Annotated in this window: 13 protein-coding genes, 1 tRNA gene and 1 pseudogene; 3 read left to right on the top strand and 12 right to left on the bottom strand. The window is 54.3% G+C overall.

Annotated features, from left to right (window positions below; genetic code table 11):
• Window positions 1-3: 3 nt before the first annotated feature.
• The 9 genes and pseudogenes from HEQ18_RS12415 to HEQ18_RS12455 form a co-directional block, all read right to left on the bottom strand.
• Window positions 4-1,170, bottom strand: a complete 1,167-nt coding sequence (locus HEQ18_RS12415) for a PepSY-associated TM helix domain-containing protein (protein ID WP_432814946.1) — start codon at window positions 1,168-1,170, stop codon at window positions 4-6.
• A 4-nt stretch (window positions 1,171-1,174) separates the two neighbouring features.
• Window positions 1,175-3,442: a TonB-dependent receptor gene (locus HEQ18_RS12420; protein WP_432814947.1), complete on the bottom strand. Its 2,268-nt coding sequence runs from the start codon at window positions 3,440-3,442 to the stop codon at window positions 1,175-1,177.
• A 20-nt stretch (window positions 3,443-3,462) separates the two neighbouring features.
• A protein-coding gene (locus HEQ18_RS12425) for an IS3 family transposase (RefSeq protein ID WP_432814948.1) occupies window positions 3,463-4,652 on the bottom strand; the annotation gives its coding sequence in 2 pieces (ribosomal slippage) (window positions 3,463-4,400 and window positions 4,400-4,652; 1,191 coding nt in all).
• 709 nt (window positions 4,653-5,361) lie between these two features.
• Window positions 5,362-5,760 (bottom strand): hypothetical protein, encoded by a 399-nt coding sequence (locus tag HEQ18_RS12430; protein WP_397585525.1) that lies wholly within the window; start codon window positions 5,758-5,760, stop codon window positions 5,362-5,364.
• 813 nt (window positions 5,761-6,573) lie between these two features.
• Window positions 6,574-7,368 (bottom strand): DUF3703 domain-containing protein, encoded by a 795-nt coding sequence (locus HEQ18_RS12435; RefSeq protein WP_432814949.1) that lies wholly within the window; start codon window positions 7,366-7,368, stop codon window positions 6,574-6,576.
• A gap of 110 nt (window positions 7,369-7,478) precedes the next feature.
• The gene (locus HEQ18_RS12440) at window positions 7,479-8,069 is read right to left on the bottom strand and encodes a hypothetical protein (RefSeq protein WP_432814950.1); all 591 of its coding nucleotides are present in this window, start codon (window positions 8,067-8,069) and stop codon (window positions 7,479-7,481) included.
• A complete protein-coding gene (locus tag HEQ18_RS12445) occupies window positions 8,066-8,557 on the bottom strand; it encodes an RNA polymerase sigma factor (RefSeq protein WP_432814486.1) in 492 nt (163 codons plus the stop codon). Before HEQ18_RS12445 ends, HEQ18_RS12440 begins: the two co-directional genes overlap by 4 nt.
• A 6-nt stretch (window positions 8,558-8,563) precedes the next feature.
• The gene (locus HEQ18_RS12450; protein WP_432814951.1) at window positions 8,564-9,142 is read right to left on the bottom strand and encodes a hypothetical protein; all 579 of its coding nucleotides are present in this window, start codon (window positions 9,140-9,142) and stop codon (window positions 8,564-8,566) included.
• A 106-nt stretch (window positions 9,143-9,248) separates the two neighbouring features.
• A pseudogene (locus tag HEQ18_RS12455) lies at window positions 9,249-10,457 on the bottom strand (IS3 family transposase).
• A gap of 176 nt (window positions 10,458-10,633) precedes the next feature.
• Between HEQ18_RS12455 and HEQ18_RS12460 the strand changes: the two are divergent.
• Together HEQ18_RS12460 and HEQ18_RS12465 are read left to right on the top strand one after the other, a co-directional pair.
• Entirely contained in the window at window positions 10,634-11,659 is a 1,026-nt protein-coding gene (locus tag HEQ18_RS12460) for an IS110 family transposase (protein ID WP_432814488.1), read from the top strand.
• A 321-nt stretch (window positions 11,660-11,980) separates the two neighbouring features.
• Window positions 11,981-12,922, top strand: coding sequence for a hypothetical protein (locus tag HEQ18_RS12465; RefSeq protein WP_432814952.1), 942 nt, complete (start codon window positions 11,981-11,983; stop codon window positions 12,920-12,922).
• 94 nt (window positions 12,923-13,016) lie between these two features.
• Here HEQ18_RS12465 and HEQ18_RS12470 read toward each other — a convergent pair.
• Window positions 13,017-13,091, bottom strand: a tRNA-Val gene (locus HEQ18_RS12470).
• Between the two features lie 236 nt (window positions 13,092-13,327).
• Between HEQ18_RS12470 and HEQ18_RS12475 the strand changes: the two genes are divergently transcribed.
• The gene (locus tag HEQ18_RS12475; RefSeq protein ID WP_432814953.1) at window positions 13,328-14,197 is read left to right on the top strand and encodes an N-formylglutamate amidohydrolase; all 870 of its coding nucleotides are present in this window, start codon (window positions 13,328-13,330) and stop codon (window positions 14,195-14,197) included.
• A 224-nt stretch (window positions 14,198-14,421) separates the two neighbouring features.
• On the opposite strand, the gene HEQ18_RS12480 is transcribed toward HEQ18_RS12475, so the two are convergent.
• Both HEQ18_RS12480 and HEQ18_RS12485 read right to left on the bottom strand, forming a co-directional pair.
• Window positions 14,422-14,946 carry a cytochrome b gene (locus HEQ18_RS12480; protein WP_432814954.1) on the bottom strand — a complete coding sequence of 175 codons (525 nt, stop codon included), beginning with the start codon at window positions 14,944-14,946 and terminating at the stop codon, window positions 14,422-14,424.
• A gap of 51 nt (window positions 14,947-14,997) precedes the next feature.
• A complete protein-coding gene (locus HEQ18_RS12485; protein ID WP_432814955.1) occupies window positions 14,998-15,777 on the bottom strand; it encodes a SapC family protein in 780 nt (259 codons plus the stop codon).
• Window positions 15,778-15,829: the final 52 nt, after the last annotated feature.

Below are 15,829 nucleotides of genomic sequence, written 5' to 3' on the forward strand. Positions count from 1 at the left end.
AAATTAATGACAGGGCCTTATGAGCATCAGCGCGGAGATTACACCGATGAGTTGATTGACCCAGCCGAACAGCTGTCCTTCGTGCCAAGAGACACCATAACCGACAACGCGATCGATAACATGATCATCGGCAAAAGTTTCACGGGTTAACTCCTGACCCGTTTTTGCATCATAAGTTATTGTGGTCCGGAGCGTGCGGTCCTGACTATCTGATCGAATGGTCCAGCCATCGGCGCCCTTTTTGCCAAACCGCCCCGGTGCCCCTGGGGGTGTAACAACGACAGGAAATGCCAGGTTTTCTTGCTTTGCTAACATCACCATTTGAGAGAGGCTTGCCGTCGCTTCTGTTGCGATCTGGCTATCATTAACCTCAGGCATGGCAGGGCTTGCCCCCATCATGGCCGCATGGTCATGCTCTGCATGATCGGGAGAAACTGGTGTCTCTCCGCCAATAGTCCAGTCCTGCGCGCCTTTGACCCAGCCCATTTCCGCACGAACGGCTTTGAATGAACTGCCCCATACTTCTGCCCAAGGTAAACCCGTCAGCAGCAGGACTAGGGCAAGACCTGACACCCAAAAGCCCGTTACGGCATGCATGTCGCGCCATGCGGTTCGACCTCCTTGTGAAAGCCTTGGCCACAAAACACCTGATATACCGCGGCCGCGTGGCCACCAAAGGTAAAGCCCCGTTAGAACCATCACGATCGCCCAGCTTGCAGCAAGCTCAACCAGCAAACTGCCTCGTTTTCCCATGAGCAGTTGTCCGTGAATGTCTTTCACGACTTCCATAATCCGCTGATCTGGAGAGAGTGACCCAACAACTCGACCTTGTGGTGAAACAAATACATGTAGCATTTGGCGGCCTGATCCGGGCAAACCCAAGTGGATCATCGCTGCATCGCCGGGCGAATTGGGAACCCGGTATGAATGGAACTTGGCGCCGGGATAGGCCGAGAGTACGGCACGGTACTGCTGTTCGGGCGTCACAGCATTCTCGGTTGCCAGTCCTTGCCAAGCCCGCTCTTCCCAGCGCTCTACCTGTGGTTTGAACAGATAGACTGCGCCGGTCAAAGCCAAGATCAAGATCATGGGGACAACGAACAAGCCGGCATAGAAATGCCAGCGCCAGATCATCCGATAGAGCGAAGCCCTTCTCGCCAGCTTGTTCATGATTTTACCACTTCGCTTTCAGGTCAACAACGAACGTCCGCTGCGGCAAGGGATGTGACACATAAGACTGATCGTTGAAAAGATTATCGATCCCAGCGCCGAGTTCAATCTGTTTGCTGAGTTGCCAAGTCAGGCGGGTATCAACTGTGAAATATTCGGTCTGAAAGCCATAGGCGTCACCGCGCACAAGCCCGAACAAATCAGAATTGGGGCGTGATGCATAACGCCACCCAATGGACGCTTTGACCGGATCCGCCAAGCGATACCGAATGTTCCCGTTGGACCGCCATTCCGGAATACGGGGGAACTGAACCCCTTCAGCGGCTCGATTAGCAACGTTTTTGACCGTCTTGGCATCGATCCACGCCACGTTGGCGTTAACATCAAGACCATCGAACAGTATGTCCTTGGCCTCGACAATTAACTCGGCGCCATATTGCCGAACCTGATCGACATTTTTGTAGCTGGTGATGACCGTGCCGAACTGATTGAGGCCACTGAAGCTGAAGATCGCATCCTCGATGTTCTGGTAAAAGATGCTGAGCGTTGTTTGCACTTTTCCGGAACGATGCCGCAGGATCAGGTTTGCGTCTTCCGAGCGTTCAGCCTTCAAATTGGGGTCGAAGCTCTGCGGGTCGATGGCCTGTGAGATGTCATCAAACCGTCCCTGATATAATTCACCGACAGTTGGAAAACGCTTGGCAGTACCAAGGCTAATCTGGACCGCCAGTGTATCACTTAGCTCGCCTTGCAGGCTCAGCTTCGGGCTGAAGCTACTGTCTGTGCGCGAAGGATAGTCATCATCTTTACGTGCACCGGTATAGACCTTTGCGATGCCGCCGTCATAAGCGCGCCATCCGTCATATCGGATACCCCCAGTTAAAACCCAACTGCTTCCAAGGTTGATGGCATCTTCAAGCCACAGTCCCCACAGGCTGGTTTTCCCATAAGTCGACGTGGAATAAGTTGGTGCAGTGGCGGCTTCCCAGTTTGTCGTCGCAAAGCTATCCGTCGATGTTTCATAAAGGTTGGCATTCGCACCAAAAGCGATCTTGTGTAAGCCAAACTCACGCTCAATGGTGAGGTCCCCTGTATACCAGCCGGGAGTGTTGGCGAGGGAGAGCGTGCCTTGCCCCAGCGCAACACCTGTTGCGTAGTCCCTTGAGGTGCGCGCATCCCATTCGGGGATCCAATATCGCGACAGGTTAAGAGACACATCCCACCCCGCTGCGGGACCAGCTAGCTTTAGACCTGCCAGATATTCTGTCCGGCGTGTTTTTGACATAGTCAGGCCAGTGGCATTCCAAACCCTGCCGCCGAAGCTTACCTTGCCTTGGTAAACAGGCGCGCCTGTGCTGGCGTTTACAAGCCAGCTGCGCGGGTCGGTCAGGTCCTGCTTTGTCAACCAGATCATGCCGAGCGCATCGATCTGCCAACCGCCTGCCGTCTCGTAACCTATCCGTAGCCTTGCTTGATCTTGAGTTACATCAACTGGCGAAGCAGCGCCAAACACGGGTGTGGCGAGGCGCGGGTCTTCATACGCGCCAGTGACGGCCGTTCCGGTGCCAGTCGTTGCTGTAAGCAAGTTGTAGGTCATCGATTGGCCCGTGTTTTCAAAATGGCGACCGGAAATCCGTAGGGACCAAGGTCCGTCTTTTTGCTTCCAGTTAATGCCACCTTCAAAGCTGTACCCCTTGAAGGTTTCATCAAAGCCATATTCCTTGAACGGCATGATCATGGTTTGAGCTGTCGCATATGCGGAGGTTTCTTTAGGCTCCTGCGTTGTCACGGAGATGACCCCGCCCATTGAATTACCACCATAGCGCGCCGAATATGGACCGTATACGATGTCAAACTGGCGCACCTCGGCAGGGCCGACAACATTCCATTTTGGCGGAAAGTCCCATCGATTGCCCAAGAAGTTGGAAACAACAAAACCATCGACCATTACGATAGTTCTCGCACTCTGGATGGTGTTGGCTCCGCGCAGTGCGACCACCGCATTGTCATCCCCTGCAAAACGCTTGCGGACGAAGAAATTCGGCGCGTATTTCATAAGGTCTTCGACATTTAGCGCGTTGACCGCATCGAACTCCTCCTGTCCGAGCGAGACAGATAGCCCACGCGGCACGACTGTGATCGGTGCATCATTTTGACCAACGACAAGAATAGTATCATTAGCTTTGACGTCGCCAGACGCGGTCGCAGCCTCTTCCGCAAATGCAGATGTTGATGTTAGCGCTGCAACCAACGCGATCATGGATGTCTTCATGGTGACGTGACCCCCAACTATCATCCAGTTTTGATTAGAGCCTCAGCGTTGTTTTTGCCCATATGGGCTGGTGAAGCAAGGGGCTGCGTAGCGTAGCCTCGGGCTATGCGGAGCGAAGCGGCCCCTTGCTTTTTCAGTTCGGCCGCAAAGGCCGCCGGGGTGCTGTAACCAAGTGACGAGTGGGGACGCCGAGTGTTATAATCCCACGCCCACGCAGCGATCTTCTCGCGGGCATGATCGAGGCTGGTGAACAGCGTCTCATTGAGCAGTTCGTCACGCATCCGCCCGTTAAAACTCTCGACGAACGCGTTCTGGGTTGGCTTTCCCGGGGCCGTATAATGCCAATCGATTTTGGCGGTTCCACACCATTCGAGCACCGCATTTGAGGTCAGCTCAGTTCCATTGTCGCTAACTATCATGCCGGGCTTGCCGCGCACGGCGATCAGATAGGTCAGTTCACGCACCACTCGTTTGCCACAGATCGAGGTATCAGGAACTGCTGCCAGGCACTCGCGCGTCACATCATCGACCACGTTGAGTACCCGGAACCGGCGGCCACTCGCCAGCTGGTCGTGCACAAAGTCGAGGCTCCAGCGCTGGTTAGGCAGCGCTACAACGGGAGCCGGGGCACGAGCGCCTACCGGGCGTTTGCGCCCCTTGCGCCGCCGCACGGTCAGCCCTTCTTCGCGGTAAAGCCGTTGCGTCTTCTTGCGGTTGATCGCGATGCCGTCTCGCCGCAACAGGATATGCAGGCGGCGATAACCAAACCGGCGGCGCTGGTGCGCAAGAGCGTGCAGCTTCTCACGCAGCACCTCGTCATCACCGCGACAAGACTGGTAGCGGATGACCGTCCGGTCCGCCGCTATGACCCTGCACGCCCGCCGCTCGCTGACATCAAGCAGGGCCTGAAGATGCGCGACCGCTTCACGCTTTGCAGCGGGCGTTACCATTTTTTTGACAGCAGATCCTTAAGACCTGCATTATCCAACATAGCGTCCGCTAGCAGTCGCTTAAGCCGACCATTCTCATCCTCCAACGCTCGAAGACGCTTCGCTTCAGATACTTCCAAGCCGCCGTACTTGGCCTTCCAGTTGTAAAGCGTAGCCTCCGATACGCCGTGTCGACGGGCAAGGTCCGCCGTCTTCGCGCCTGCCTCTGCCTCCCGCAGCACACCTATAATCTGCTCTTCTGTAAACCGTGATCGCTTCATCGTTCCGTCCTTCTCTCAAGGGCCGGACTCTAATTATAAATGGAGAGAATTTAAGGGGTCACGTCAATGGTATTATAACCTTCAATTAGAATTTAGTTCGGCTGCGATTGCAGCGTGTGTTGAATTTGCGGCGCGATTACGCGCCATTCGGTGGTCCCTATTTACAAGCCGTTGGGTAAGCGCTCCTGGCATGTCGCCCGCGACAGGCCCCATTCGTGGTTTAAAAACCCTTAAACAAAGAAACTTACCATTTTGTAAAACATGGTTAACCGTAGCGAACCACAAAATCCGTTTGGGATTACTCAGCATTGATGAACGCGGTGCGATCATGGAGATGGCACGACCACGGGCTGGGTAATTGCCGGAATGCCAGTCGCCCTTCATCGAGCTACCCCAGCTGCGTTTTTGGCAGAGATGCGGCATAATCTTAGCCCACCTTGACTAGAAGGAAACCGGGGTCTCCGAAAAGCAGATCATGTGCAACGCCAGCCGCGTAGTGGATAAGCAAGAAAGCAACTATCAACCGCCAGGCCAATCGTCGAACGGAACGCAGTTGCTCGATTTTGGGCGATATCGCCCTCGTATGTGTAGACATGATGAAACCTGTTCACTTAAGCCTGATCATCCGAAACGGATGTCAGGCGCGCGCGCAGGCACAGCCTGAGCGCAGGTAGCAGCGAACGAGGTGTAATTTGTCCGCTGCGCGAGCTTAGCTCAGCGCAGGCGGGCCTTGGGAGGGCGGCGGTGGTGCCGCAAGGCGGCTGATTGTCAGATCGGCAATGGCCGTTCCGACGAAGATGGTCAGGCCGTAAACAAAAGGCAAAATGGTCGTCAGCTCGGCGTTAGCAAGTAAGCTGTGGCCAAGGCCTGTTGCGAAGACACAAGGGCTTTCAGCGGCGTGTTGCGGCTTCTCGCTTGGTAGCTTTTTCCCGATGTCGATCGTAATCATCTCGACGCCCAAGCCTGTGCAGAGTTGGACGACCAAGCCTTGCGAGCCAACCACTGGCATAAAGCCAGTGGGGATCAGTACACGCAGGGAGAGTGCAAGCAGCACGGCAATCGCAAAAAGCGACTTCCCACCCTTCGTATCTCGGACCCATGCGTTCATGGGCGGGCGCTTTAGTATAAAAATGTGAGGTTGTCATCCCGCTTTGCAAAAAGGTTCAGCGCATCAATGCCAATAGGCAGTTTTGTGCTGTTTCCAATCCCGCGATACTGACCAGCGTGGTCGTATCAGGCCGCTTAGATCTGTCTTCGATCGACTGAGCGTCGGTAATGTATCGCGGAGGGGGTCGCTTGCTGAAGTTCCGCTTTGCGGGTTTATCGATCCGAAAGCTGTCTGTCCGCAGTCGGAATTTTGCAATCGGGAAATAGCTTGTTCATCAAGCGGTGCGAGTTTACCCTCTCTGCTACTTGGGGAGTAACAATATGCCGATTTGGATAGAAGCCGCGTTCTATATCGCTGTTCTCGCGTTGCTTAGTGGTATTTATAGCAACCTAAATACGATCAAAGCCGAAGCACGGCGGACTAAAGATCACTCCTGAAATAGAGGACGTTGCCAGCACACTACCGTCGGAGAACGTGCACAGCAGCATGTCTGCAATTGGGTCAATTCTGTTGAAAAAGTCAGGCAGCGTAATTTCGTTACCCGCCATTGATCAGATGGAATCTCGTGCGTTGACGTGTTGAATCGAAGTTACGCGCCACTCGCAAAGATTGAAAGAAAATTACGAGGCCTCCAGATAGGGCGACTTTTTCAACAGAATAGGCCCAATTCCGGTCATTATGACGAGACGAATAAGGTGCTCGCTGCTGCGACAGCTTTTAGGCGACCGTCACCACCTTCTGAACGACGACAATTGGGTGGGATGCTGATAGGCGGCTCTCAGTGATTATTTTCGAAAAGCCGTCCATTGTTCATCATGGTAGCTTGCGTTCGATTGCGCGGCGCAAATCATCTGGAATAGGCATTTGCTGAAACGCACTGACGTTCGACCGTCCAGTGTTGCCGATAGGAATACGTCCAGTAAGCGCGCCTAGTGGCGCAAGAGCAAGCCTGACTAGCTGCCCCATAACTTCACGCCAATCGCGCTGCTCGATTGCATATCTCAGCATTGCCCGGTGATTGCCAAGATGAGGCCCAAGAAAGGGCTGCGAGATGATATGTGCGCGTTCGAGTGCTCGCCATGCGGAGTTCCTATCGCCTTCTGAGCAGGCTTTCTCGAAGTCTGACATCTCATGTTTGATCAGACGGCGGGCATGCAACGTAGCCGCAAGCCCGCGCCAGCGTCGCTGCCGATGTCGGTAGAAAAGTTGCGCGAAGATCCAAACAAAAGGGGTCAGCACACCTGCCGAAATCTCGACTTCATCTCTGTAATCGGTGCCACCATCTGGATTTGGCGCAACCGTAATCCAATGATCCCATTTCCTGATCATCGCGCTGTGGCCGTCGTCGCGAAGGCGCTTGGGCCATGTGCCGTTTTCAGGTTCGTGCAGCGAGGTTACAATCCATTGCGTTCCAAACGGCAGGAAACCGAAAAGGCGCAGTTTCATAAGATAGCGGCCACCATCTTTGAATGCGTTAAGTGGCTCTTTACCTACCGGCACAAACCGCATTAGCGGCCACGCAATGTGCATCAGTAAGGGCGCAGTCTGCACTTCCGCCCAGACAGCCTCGGTCGGAAGGTCTATTGTGGTTGAGATATCTACTTTCACTGCGTCCTTCCAGTCATCTTGCGCTTGATAGACATTTTTTCCTTCTCGGCAGATTTAGATCCGGAGATATATCTACACCCTTTAGTGGCAACGAGATAGGCGCTTAATACTCAAAACTCTTTGCAAATGGCATCCGCGATCGTGCTTTGTGCGCGAAGGTTCGCAAGGGCGCGCTTGCGCCTCCGGGCCGCGCGGATGCTCCATACCCACAATACTACCAAGGTGGCCGCTGCCATCCAGATGACGGCCGGATGGCTCTGAACGCCAACGTTCGGCGGCACCCCAATCCTTCCAAGACTAAGGCCGATAACAAGGCCCAGCGGCCCGCCTGCATGGCCCAGTCTCGCAAGGAACAGGCCGGTTTGAGCACGCCGCTGCAAGAACGAGCGGTAGGCCTCGACCGTCTCCGCCTGCATCTGCCAAGCTTTTCGCCTGAGTTGGATCGTGATCGCGGGCCACCCGATAGCGAAGACTGACAACCCAACAAATATGTCTTGCGCGACATCCACCGCATGCGCTGCCCAAACGGCGAAAACGGCGCTCGCAGCCAACGAGGCGAGCGCTTCAAGCCATGCTTCCCGCCGCAACACCCGTTGTTCCTGACGCACCTGCGCCTGCAACTGGCTGATCGAAAGGTCGCCGACAGAAGCAGCCCGCCAAGCCGCACGCATTGCCTCTAGCTGGTCGTCCAGGTCCATCATTCTGTATCCATTACCTTGCGCAGCGTTTCTCGCAGCCGCGTGATACGCGTGAAGACTGCCCCTTCACTGATTCCAAGTGTCTCCCCTATCTCGCGGGCCGAGAAATCATCGAGATAGAGGGTTGCCACCTCCCGCATGCCACGTGGCAACTTGGACACCTCAGCCAGCAGTCGTCGGCCGAGATCCGCGCGAACGTCCGCGTCGTCAGTTGCCTCGGCTTTGTCCATAACTGTATCCGAGAGTTCGTGATGCTTCGGCGCGCGACTGGCCCTCCGCACATGGCTCACACAAACATTATGTGTCACCCGCGCCACGAATGTCTTTAAGGAGGAGGCCTGGCGCCAAGATGGCGTTGCTCGCCAGAGCGCGAGCGCGACCTCCTGCCTCAGTTCATCCCGGCACGCCGGATTACTTTCCATTCCAGCAATGATCCGGTCGATCATTGCTGCATGCTCGGCCAGCGCCTGGTCGAAGATGTCCGATGCCACCCGATGTCACGCCAAGGGCACAGGCAACTGCTCGACGCTCTTGCTGCTGGCGCGCACGAAGGCTGCCGCGAGGCGAAGAGAGAGCCACCAGATCGGCAGGAACAGGACACAGATCAATGTCCAGTATGCAAGAGGTCCCTGTATGAAGGTGAAAATGGCCGACGCGACAGGTGTTAAGAAATCTGGCTGACCGAAACTGATCAGGCTGTTGTTGAAGGATACGACAATCTTTATGAGCAGCATGCCGGGCGCCAAGGCTAGATAGTGGAATGCTGACTTTGGCACGTTCCGCTCCGAAAATGGATTCAGGTAGATCCAGTTGAACATCGCCCGTTCAGGACGGGAAATATATTCAGTGTTGATGCGGAGGCGATTGCGCCACGCCCAGATCAACATGAAGCTGGTAAATGCAAGCATGGCCGCATTCAACAAGAGAAATTGCGCGATTTTGAGATCACCTCCGCTGGTTGCCAGCGTGTGGTTGAATTCGCTCGCACCCGCCGCGATACCCAGGATCGTGGATGCGAAGTCCGCACCGGTAAGCGCGATGAAGCCAGCGATATAAACCCAAACCCATTTTTTCATTGGAACCCCCTGCTAAAGCCCCAATAGTCGTCGCCCGCGGAAAAACCTTACACGGCGCCTGAACCTTATTGGACTTGTAACAGTTTTGCGCCGGTCACTTATGTCATTATGCCACCTTTGCTTCGAACGCCAGCGGGCTGATGCCACCCAGATACGAGTGGCGGCGACGGGTGTTGTAGAACCCGTTGATGTATTGGAAGACTGCTGCCTCTGCCTGCCTTCGTGTTGACCATTTCTGACGCCAGATCAGCTCCGCCTTCAGCGATTTGAAGAACGTCTCAACGGATGCATTGTCGTAACAATTACCTTTGCCGCTCATCGATGGCCGCAGGCCGTAGGCCTGCAATTTCTTTTGATAATCATAGGCACAGTATTGGCTGCCGCGATCAGAATGGAAGATGCAGCCTTCGGCGGGTTGCCGCAGGTTTACCGCCATATCCAGCGCCCTGATTGCCAGATCCTTGTTGGCTTCGCCGCCCTTCGGGTCATTCTGTCGCTGACCGCCCAGCCAACGACACGGCGGCTGTGTAGATCAAGAACAACAGCGAGGTAGAGCCAACCCTCGGCAGTCCATATGTAGGTAATGTCGCCTGCCCATTTTTGGTTAGGAGCAGCGGCAACAAAATCGCCGTCCAGCCAGTTCGCAGCGATGCCAAGACGATGATTACTGTTGGTGGTGACCTTATGCTTGCGGGTGCGAACTGGGCTTGGCTTTATGATCCCCCGGATCATAAGTTACCTGCGCTCCCGTTGATCCGCATTAAACGGCCAACACGGCGCTCGCCTACAACGAGCCCTACCTCCTTACCGCCCTACGGGCGTTGCCTTCGGCCCAACTCCATAGTCATGCGAGGACGGCCATAGCTGCCGAGACTGAGGCCATATTGTTCACGGATGTGGGCCAGCACTTTCATGTCACCGCGTGACCGTCGGCTTGTCGGCCGTGCGTGCCAGGACCGGTAACCGCGCGTCGATAGCTGCATCACGCGGCAAAGCATCTCCACTGGCCAGACATGCCGCCAGTTGTGCACGAATGCGAACCTCACTTGCCGAGGCTCGCGAAGAACTGGGTAGCCTTTTTTAGTATCTCCCTCTCCTCCTTGAGGATACGGTTCTCTAAGCGCAGGCGTTCATTCTCGCGGGCTAAATCCGCTTGCGGCGCTGATACCAGATCGGTTGGCCGATACTGCGATATCCACTTGCCCAGCGTCGACAATCCAACGCCCAGGTCAGCAGCAACACGCCGCCGTGACAATCCGCTGGTCAAAGCAATCCGGACGGCCTCTTGTTTGAAATCTTCTGTATGCTTCATCATCTCTTCGGTCTCCTTGTATGAGTGTTTAACTCTCAAGTGACCGGCACGAAACATAGGGTAATCGCGGGGCTGTGATTAGCTGGACGATGCTGTGATTGAATGCTGGTTGTCCCCGATAGGATAAAAATACGGGCTCACGATTGTGACTGGGCCCAAGCACCTGACGGAGGACAATCATGGATCAATATATCGGTTTAGACGTATCTTTGAAAGACACTTTCATCTCGGTTCGCGAAGGCGGCAAACGGATATGGCGCGGCAAATGCGCGTCTGATCCCACAGTTATAGCCAAAGTGATCCGCACACATGCGCCGAGTGTGCGACGCGTCGTTTTTGAAACAGGCCCGCTGTCGGTGTGGTTCTTTCATGCGCTGACGGCGCAGGGCGTGCCAGCGATTTGTATCGATGCACGTCATGCCAAAGCAGCACTCGACATGGCACCGAACAAGACCGACGTGAACGACGCAGATGGGCTGGCCCACCTTGCCGAGGTTGGCTTTTACCGCGAGGTTCGAGTGAAGAGCTTTGATAGCATGCTCGTTCGCACATTGGTCGCCGCCCGCCATCAGATGTTGAAAATGACGGTTCAGATATCGAACCAGATACGCGGTGTCATGAAAACGTTCGGGCTGATTGTTCCCAAAAGTGCAGGGAACATATTGGAGGGCCACATCCGCACTTTGCTGGCAACGAACGCCGGGCTTGAGCGGATCGTTTTGCCGTTGCTCGAAGCGTGGCTGGCGGTGCGTGCGCGTGTCGCGCAGCTGAGCAAGCAGCTCATCGCCACAGCGCGTGCGGACGAGCAGTGCCAGTTGCTCATGACGATCCCGGGTATTGGCGTGGTAACAGCGTCGTCCTTTATTGCAGCGATCGAGGATCCCGCCAACTTTGCCAAGTCGCGCTCTGTCGGTGCCTGGATCGGCTTGACCACCAAGCGTTACCAGTCAGGTGAGGTCGATTATGCCGGACGCATCTCGAAGCGCGGCGACAATCACCTTCGCGCATTGCTGTACGAAGCCGCTATGGTGATCCTGACGCGGACGACAGCGGACAGTGCTCTGCGTGTCTGGGGCTTGAAGCTCAGGGAAAAGGCCGGGTTCAAGCGAGCAGCCATTGCAGTTGCGCGCAAACTCGCGGTCATCATGCATACGATGCTCAAAACCGGCGAACTGTTCAATCGTTCAGCTGGTGCCACAGCCTGACGCGCAAGGCAGAATAGAAAGGCCAATAGACTGAGTTGAAAACCTCTTTCTCGTTTGCGTTCATGCTTTGGGCGCGTCGAGCCGTCCCTGTCGGGGCGCGGGCTGGATCATTGCGTTGTAACGGCTGCAAGTGCCTTATCGGCAAAATGCGAACTAAACATTGGCAAGATCCTTCCTTACGAAACCTATCATGCGGCGCGCAAGTCTCGACCGCGTAGACGACCATGTTCCCGACAAACGACTATCAACGACGCAACCAAAGCTGAACTAGCAAACCAAAACGAACATCACTGCGATCAATCAATCGTAGCCCCAAGAAATATGTCAAAAATCCCCCTTGACGAATATGCGATTAGACGACCGTTACAAGTTCAGATCGACGAGGGTTGGATTGAGAACTTTCGCATTTGGCTGCGTGAAGAGCCTATGTTTTCTTCAGCTGGAGCTGAAATACACCGCAAGCGCGCGCTATCAACGGTTGAGAACAGCGTTAGTCAACTTGCTGCCGCCATAACGGCTTCAAAAAGTCCATTGCGATTCAAGCCTGTGCAGACGAAGGAATTGAACAATACTCCGACGAGGAGGCTTACCGTCCAAGAACTTTCAGACGCATTTGAATACGCAACCGATCCGCGATATCCAATAAAGCGGAGGGGACTTCATAGTTTCCTGATGTTCAGCGTTGCAACGATGGCCAGACCCGATGCTGCTCACGACTTTTCCACTGCTCCCGATCGAAAGCAGTGGAACAAGGATCGCGACGTTATTTGTCTCAATCCTGTTAATCGTCGCCAAACCAAAAAGTATCGAGCAGCCGTGGCCGCGCCGCGTCAAATTATCCCTGTTCTCAATCAGGTTGATGGGTTCCTAATTGAGAGTATTTCGGTCCGGAGCGCTTGGGATTCGATGGTAGAGTTTCTCGGCTGGCCGAAGCACGGAGATGGCGGGATGAAACTTATTCGGCGGTCAATTGCTCAGCTCGTCCGTGATGCTGGAACAAAACGCGCTTGGTCAAACGAGTGGCGTGATCGGATGCGTAGAGTTCCATCTGATGAAATCGCCCTGCAGCTAGGCCATCGTAAGATTGGCAGCGTGACTGACCTATATGCGATGTTTGATCCTGATTACCTAGAAAACGTGACGGCAGCGATCGAGGGTGTCATCGATGCAATCATCGAAAAAGTGCCATCGGCATTTACGCTAACCGGCACTGTTGTAGTCTTAGAGCACGATGAGCCACGCGACCAAAGCAGCGTGTCCTGACAAACATTTCACCGGAAATTCACCGGACGCATTATTTTTAACGGAGGAAAGCAACAAAATACTTAGAGCAAGTGACTGACATCAAAAGGGAATATGGTGGGCGTAGCAAGGATTGAACTTGCGACCCCTGCGATGTCAACACAGTGCTCTACCACTGAGCTATACGCCCACGCTGCGGGAGCATCTAGCTGGGCTTGCCCTATCATTCAAGCCTATTTCAGTTCGCCGAAACTTTCCTTTGCAAACAAGCGTTCGACTTTCAGAGCAGTATCCTTGAGATGGAAGGGTTTGGAAAGTAAGTGGTCCTGACCCTAACGCTACAACGTCTGCATAATCGCGCAGTTTTATTTTTTCCATTTTGCAGAGAATCTGGCAATCATGCGGCTGCACAATTCAGAGAGAAGCATGGCACGGACGGATATAGATGGATTCGCAACATGGGGGACGGAAGCACCATCCGTCCCTGTGCTGCTGTCCGTGCCGCATGCCGGGCGTGATTATCCATCGGAGCTGTTGGATGCGTTAAGGCTGCCGCCTGCGGTCCTGCTGCGGCTTGAGGACAGATATGCCGACATATTGACGCGGCGCTGTGTCCAGTTGGGATATCCTGTCATTATGGCGCGCCGTGCGCGGGCGTGGATTGATTTAAACCGCGACGAGCAGGATATTGACACAGAAATGGTTCAAGGGGCGCTGCGAAGTGATTATCCCCCACCAGGGGTCAAGCAACGCGGTGGTCTTGGCCTGATTCCCAGAAGATTGTCAGGCGAGGGTGAACTGTGGAAACGGCAATTTACCTTGGATGAGGTGGAGCACCGGATATCGTCGTTCCACCGACCTTATCACGAGGCAGTTGCGGATGTGCTGGAACAGATGCGGCTGCGGTTTGGCGTTGCTATATTACTTGACCTGCACAGCATGCCGCCGATCCGTGGCGTAACTTCTGGACCAGCGCCTCAATTTGTCATTGGGGACCGTTTCGGCAAAAGTGCAGCGTCGCGATATGCAGAGTTGTTAATGGCGCGGTTGCAATCCCAAGCGTTTAACGCCGCGCTTAACCATCCTTATGCTGGCGCGTATATTCTCCGCCGCCACGCGCGGCCAGGTGCGAACATTCATGCCATTCAGTTGGAAGTTGACCGATCCCTTTATCTCGACCCCGATTTGCGCCATCCTGGCGCTGGTTCGGACCGCATGAACGCCATGATATCTGCTCTAGTGGCGGCGCTTGCCGACGAAGCTTTGGGTTCCGCTACCCTGATTGCTGCGGAATGATGATAAAAAAACCACCCCGGATTGTTCCGGGGTGGCCTAGGTTCAGGGAGTTGATGCCTTCTCAGACATCGGTGGACGGAAACGGGAGGGGTTGATTCCGTCCACCTAAGACAATGGGACATTGCTATTACAGTTTCAAGACCTAGGCCAAAAACAGGGGTAGTGTGCCGACCAGCTGCCCGTTGGTTGCGAGGAATTGTGCGTTAGCCTGTGCTGCGACCATGTCAGGGCCACATGCGCTGAAGGAATGGCATGCGGTCGATGAACTGATGTTTCAACGCACCCAAGACATGCAGCCCGATCAGAATGATAAGAGGCGTGGCAAGAAATTCATGACCTTCTTGCGCAAAGTCGGCAAGCGCCGCGTTTTTGCCGACGGCCATATCAACAGTGAATAGACCGAAAAAGTCCACTGGCGCCGCTTTACCATGGGCGCCGATCATGAGCCAGCCAGTCAATGGCATGACGATCATCAGAATGTAGAAAAGAATATGCACGGTTCGCCCCGCCGTCGCTTGAAAGCCGGCCAGTTGACCAGGTAGCGGCGGAGGGCGATGGCCAAGGCGCCATAAAATGCGGCCAATGGTAAGGATGAGAATGGAAATACCAATGGCCTTGTGCGGGCTCATATACACCGCGCGCGTTGCCCGAGGCAGATCTTCAGCCAAAGTAGCCAATAATATATTGGCCACAATCAATGTCGCGATAGCCCAATGAAACAGGATTGCGATTTTGCTATATTTGCCCATGCCGTCACTCCCCAAAATAGGTGGCGTGACGGCATGAAGCGATCGATTGGCTTAACTCGAAGGCAGTTCCGTCACTTGCGGCACCTTACCTTGAGCGACCTGAACTGCAAAGATTTCCCGCATTAATTGCAAAGAGAATAAATGTGCATGGATCAGCGCAAGAATCCCATTTTGGTTCAACTTGCGAACGGCATCGCCACGAAGCTTGCGCAATTTGTCTTCATCTATCATCTTAAAACCACGATAGATGAAGGGCTGCTCCTGACCTTCTTGCTGAATGGATACTTCACCATCCATGAGAAGGTCGAGCTTTTTGATTTCCTCAACAAAGGCGTGCGTTTGCGCACCGGCATTTTCAAAGTCTTCGCAGAATTTCAAAATCGCTTTTGTGTTGTCGCTTGGCTTGCCGTCTTCAAACAAAGGCAAGCCTTCTTCAAATTCGCCAACTGCACCGGACGTTGGGTCAAAGCACAACGACAATTCTTCGGTGTCCGGGCGCAGTTTCGCCAGCAGGAACGGATAGCGACGGACATATGCAGGGATGTAAACGGGGCGATCAAAGTGCCCTTCTTCATTCATGAAAGTGTTCACGCCTTCATTCATGCCCATTAAGACGAGCGGTACGGGGCTTTCCGATGCGGAGAAGATGATTGGATAGGTGCGCGACGCAGGCACAAATTCTTCAATCGTCAACGGAATGGCATGTTGGCCCTCAAGAAATTTAGCGTTTTCGAGCATGCGTGACTTCCACGTCACATGATCGTTGCTGCTCAACGGCACCAGGTCGTTGTACAAAAGCGGGAGGTTGGCGGCTTGGGGCGCGGTGGCCATATGTAACTCCATCGTTGAATTTTAATAAAGAAATTTTGAAGGCGCCGTTTAA

This window comes from Sphingorhabdus sp., assembly GCF_050921905.1.
Classification (GTDB): Bacteria; Pseudomonadota; Alphaproteobacteria; order Sphingomonadales; family Sphingomonadaceae; genus Sphingorhabdus_B.

Excerpts from the sequence above, each read along its gene's own strand:
- HEQ18_RS12475 (WP_432814953.1), top strand. The coding sequence starts at position 13,328 with ATGGCACGGACGGATATAGATGGATTCGCAACATGGGGGACGGAAGCA.
- HEQ18_RS12420 (WP_432814947.1), bottom strand. The coding sequence starts at position 3,442 with ATGAAGACATCCATGATCGCGTTGGTTGCAGCGCTAACATCAACATCT.
- HEQ18_RS12465 (WP_432814952.1), top strand. The coding sequence starts at position 11,981 with ATGTCAAAAATCCCCCTTGACGAATATGCGATTAGACGACCGTTACAA.
- HEQ18_RS12415 (WP_432814946.1), bottom strand. The coding sequence starts at position 1,170 with ATGAACAAGCTGGCGAGAAGGGCTTCGCTCTATCGGATGATCTGGCGC.
- HEQ18_RS12440 (WP_432814950.1), bottom strand. The coding sequence starts at position 8,069 with ATGATGGACCTGGACGACCAGCTAGAGGCAATGCGTGCGGCTTGGCGG.
- HEQ18_RS12460 (WP_432814488.1), top strand. The coding sequence starts at position 10,634 with ATGGATCAATATATCGGTTTAGACGTATCTTTGAAAGACACTTTCATC.
- HEQ18_RS12480 (WP_432814954.1), bottom strand. The coding sequence starts at position 14,946 with ATGGGCAAATATAGCAAAATCGCAATCCTGTTTCATTGGGCTATCGCG.
- HEQ18_RS12450 (WP_432814951.1), bottom strand. The coding sequence starts at position 9,142 with ATGAAAAAATGGGTTTGGGTTTATATCGCTGGCTTCATCGCGCTTACC.
- HEQ18_RS12430 (WP_397585525.1), bottom strand. The coding sequence starts at position 5,760 with ATGAACGCATGGGTCCGAGATACGAAGGGTGGGAAGTCGCTTTTTGCG.
- HEQ18_RS12485 (WP_432814955.1), bottom strand. The coding sequence starts at position 15,777 with ATGGCCACCGCGCCCCAAGCCGCCAACCTCCCGCTTTTGTACAACGAC.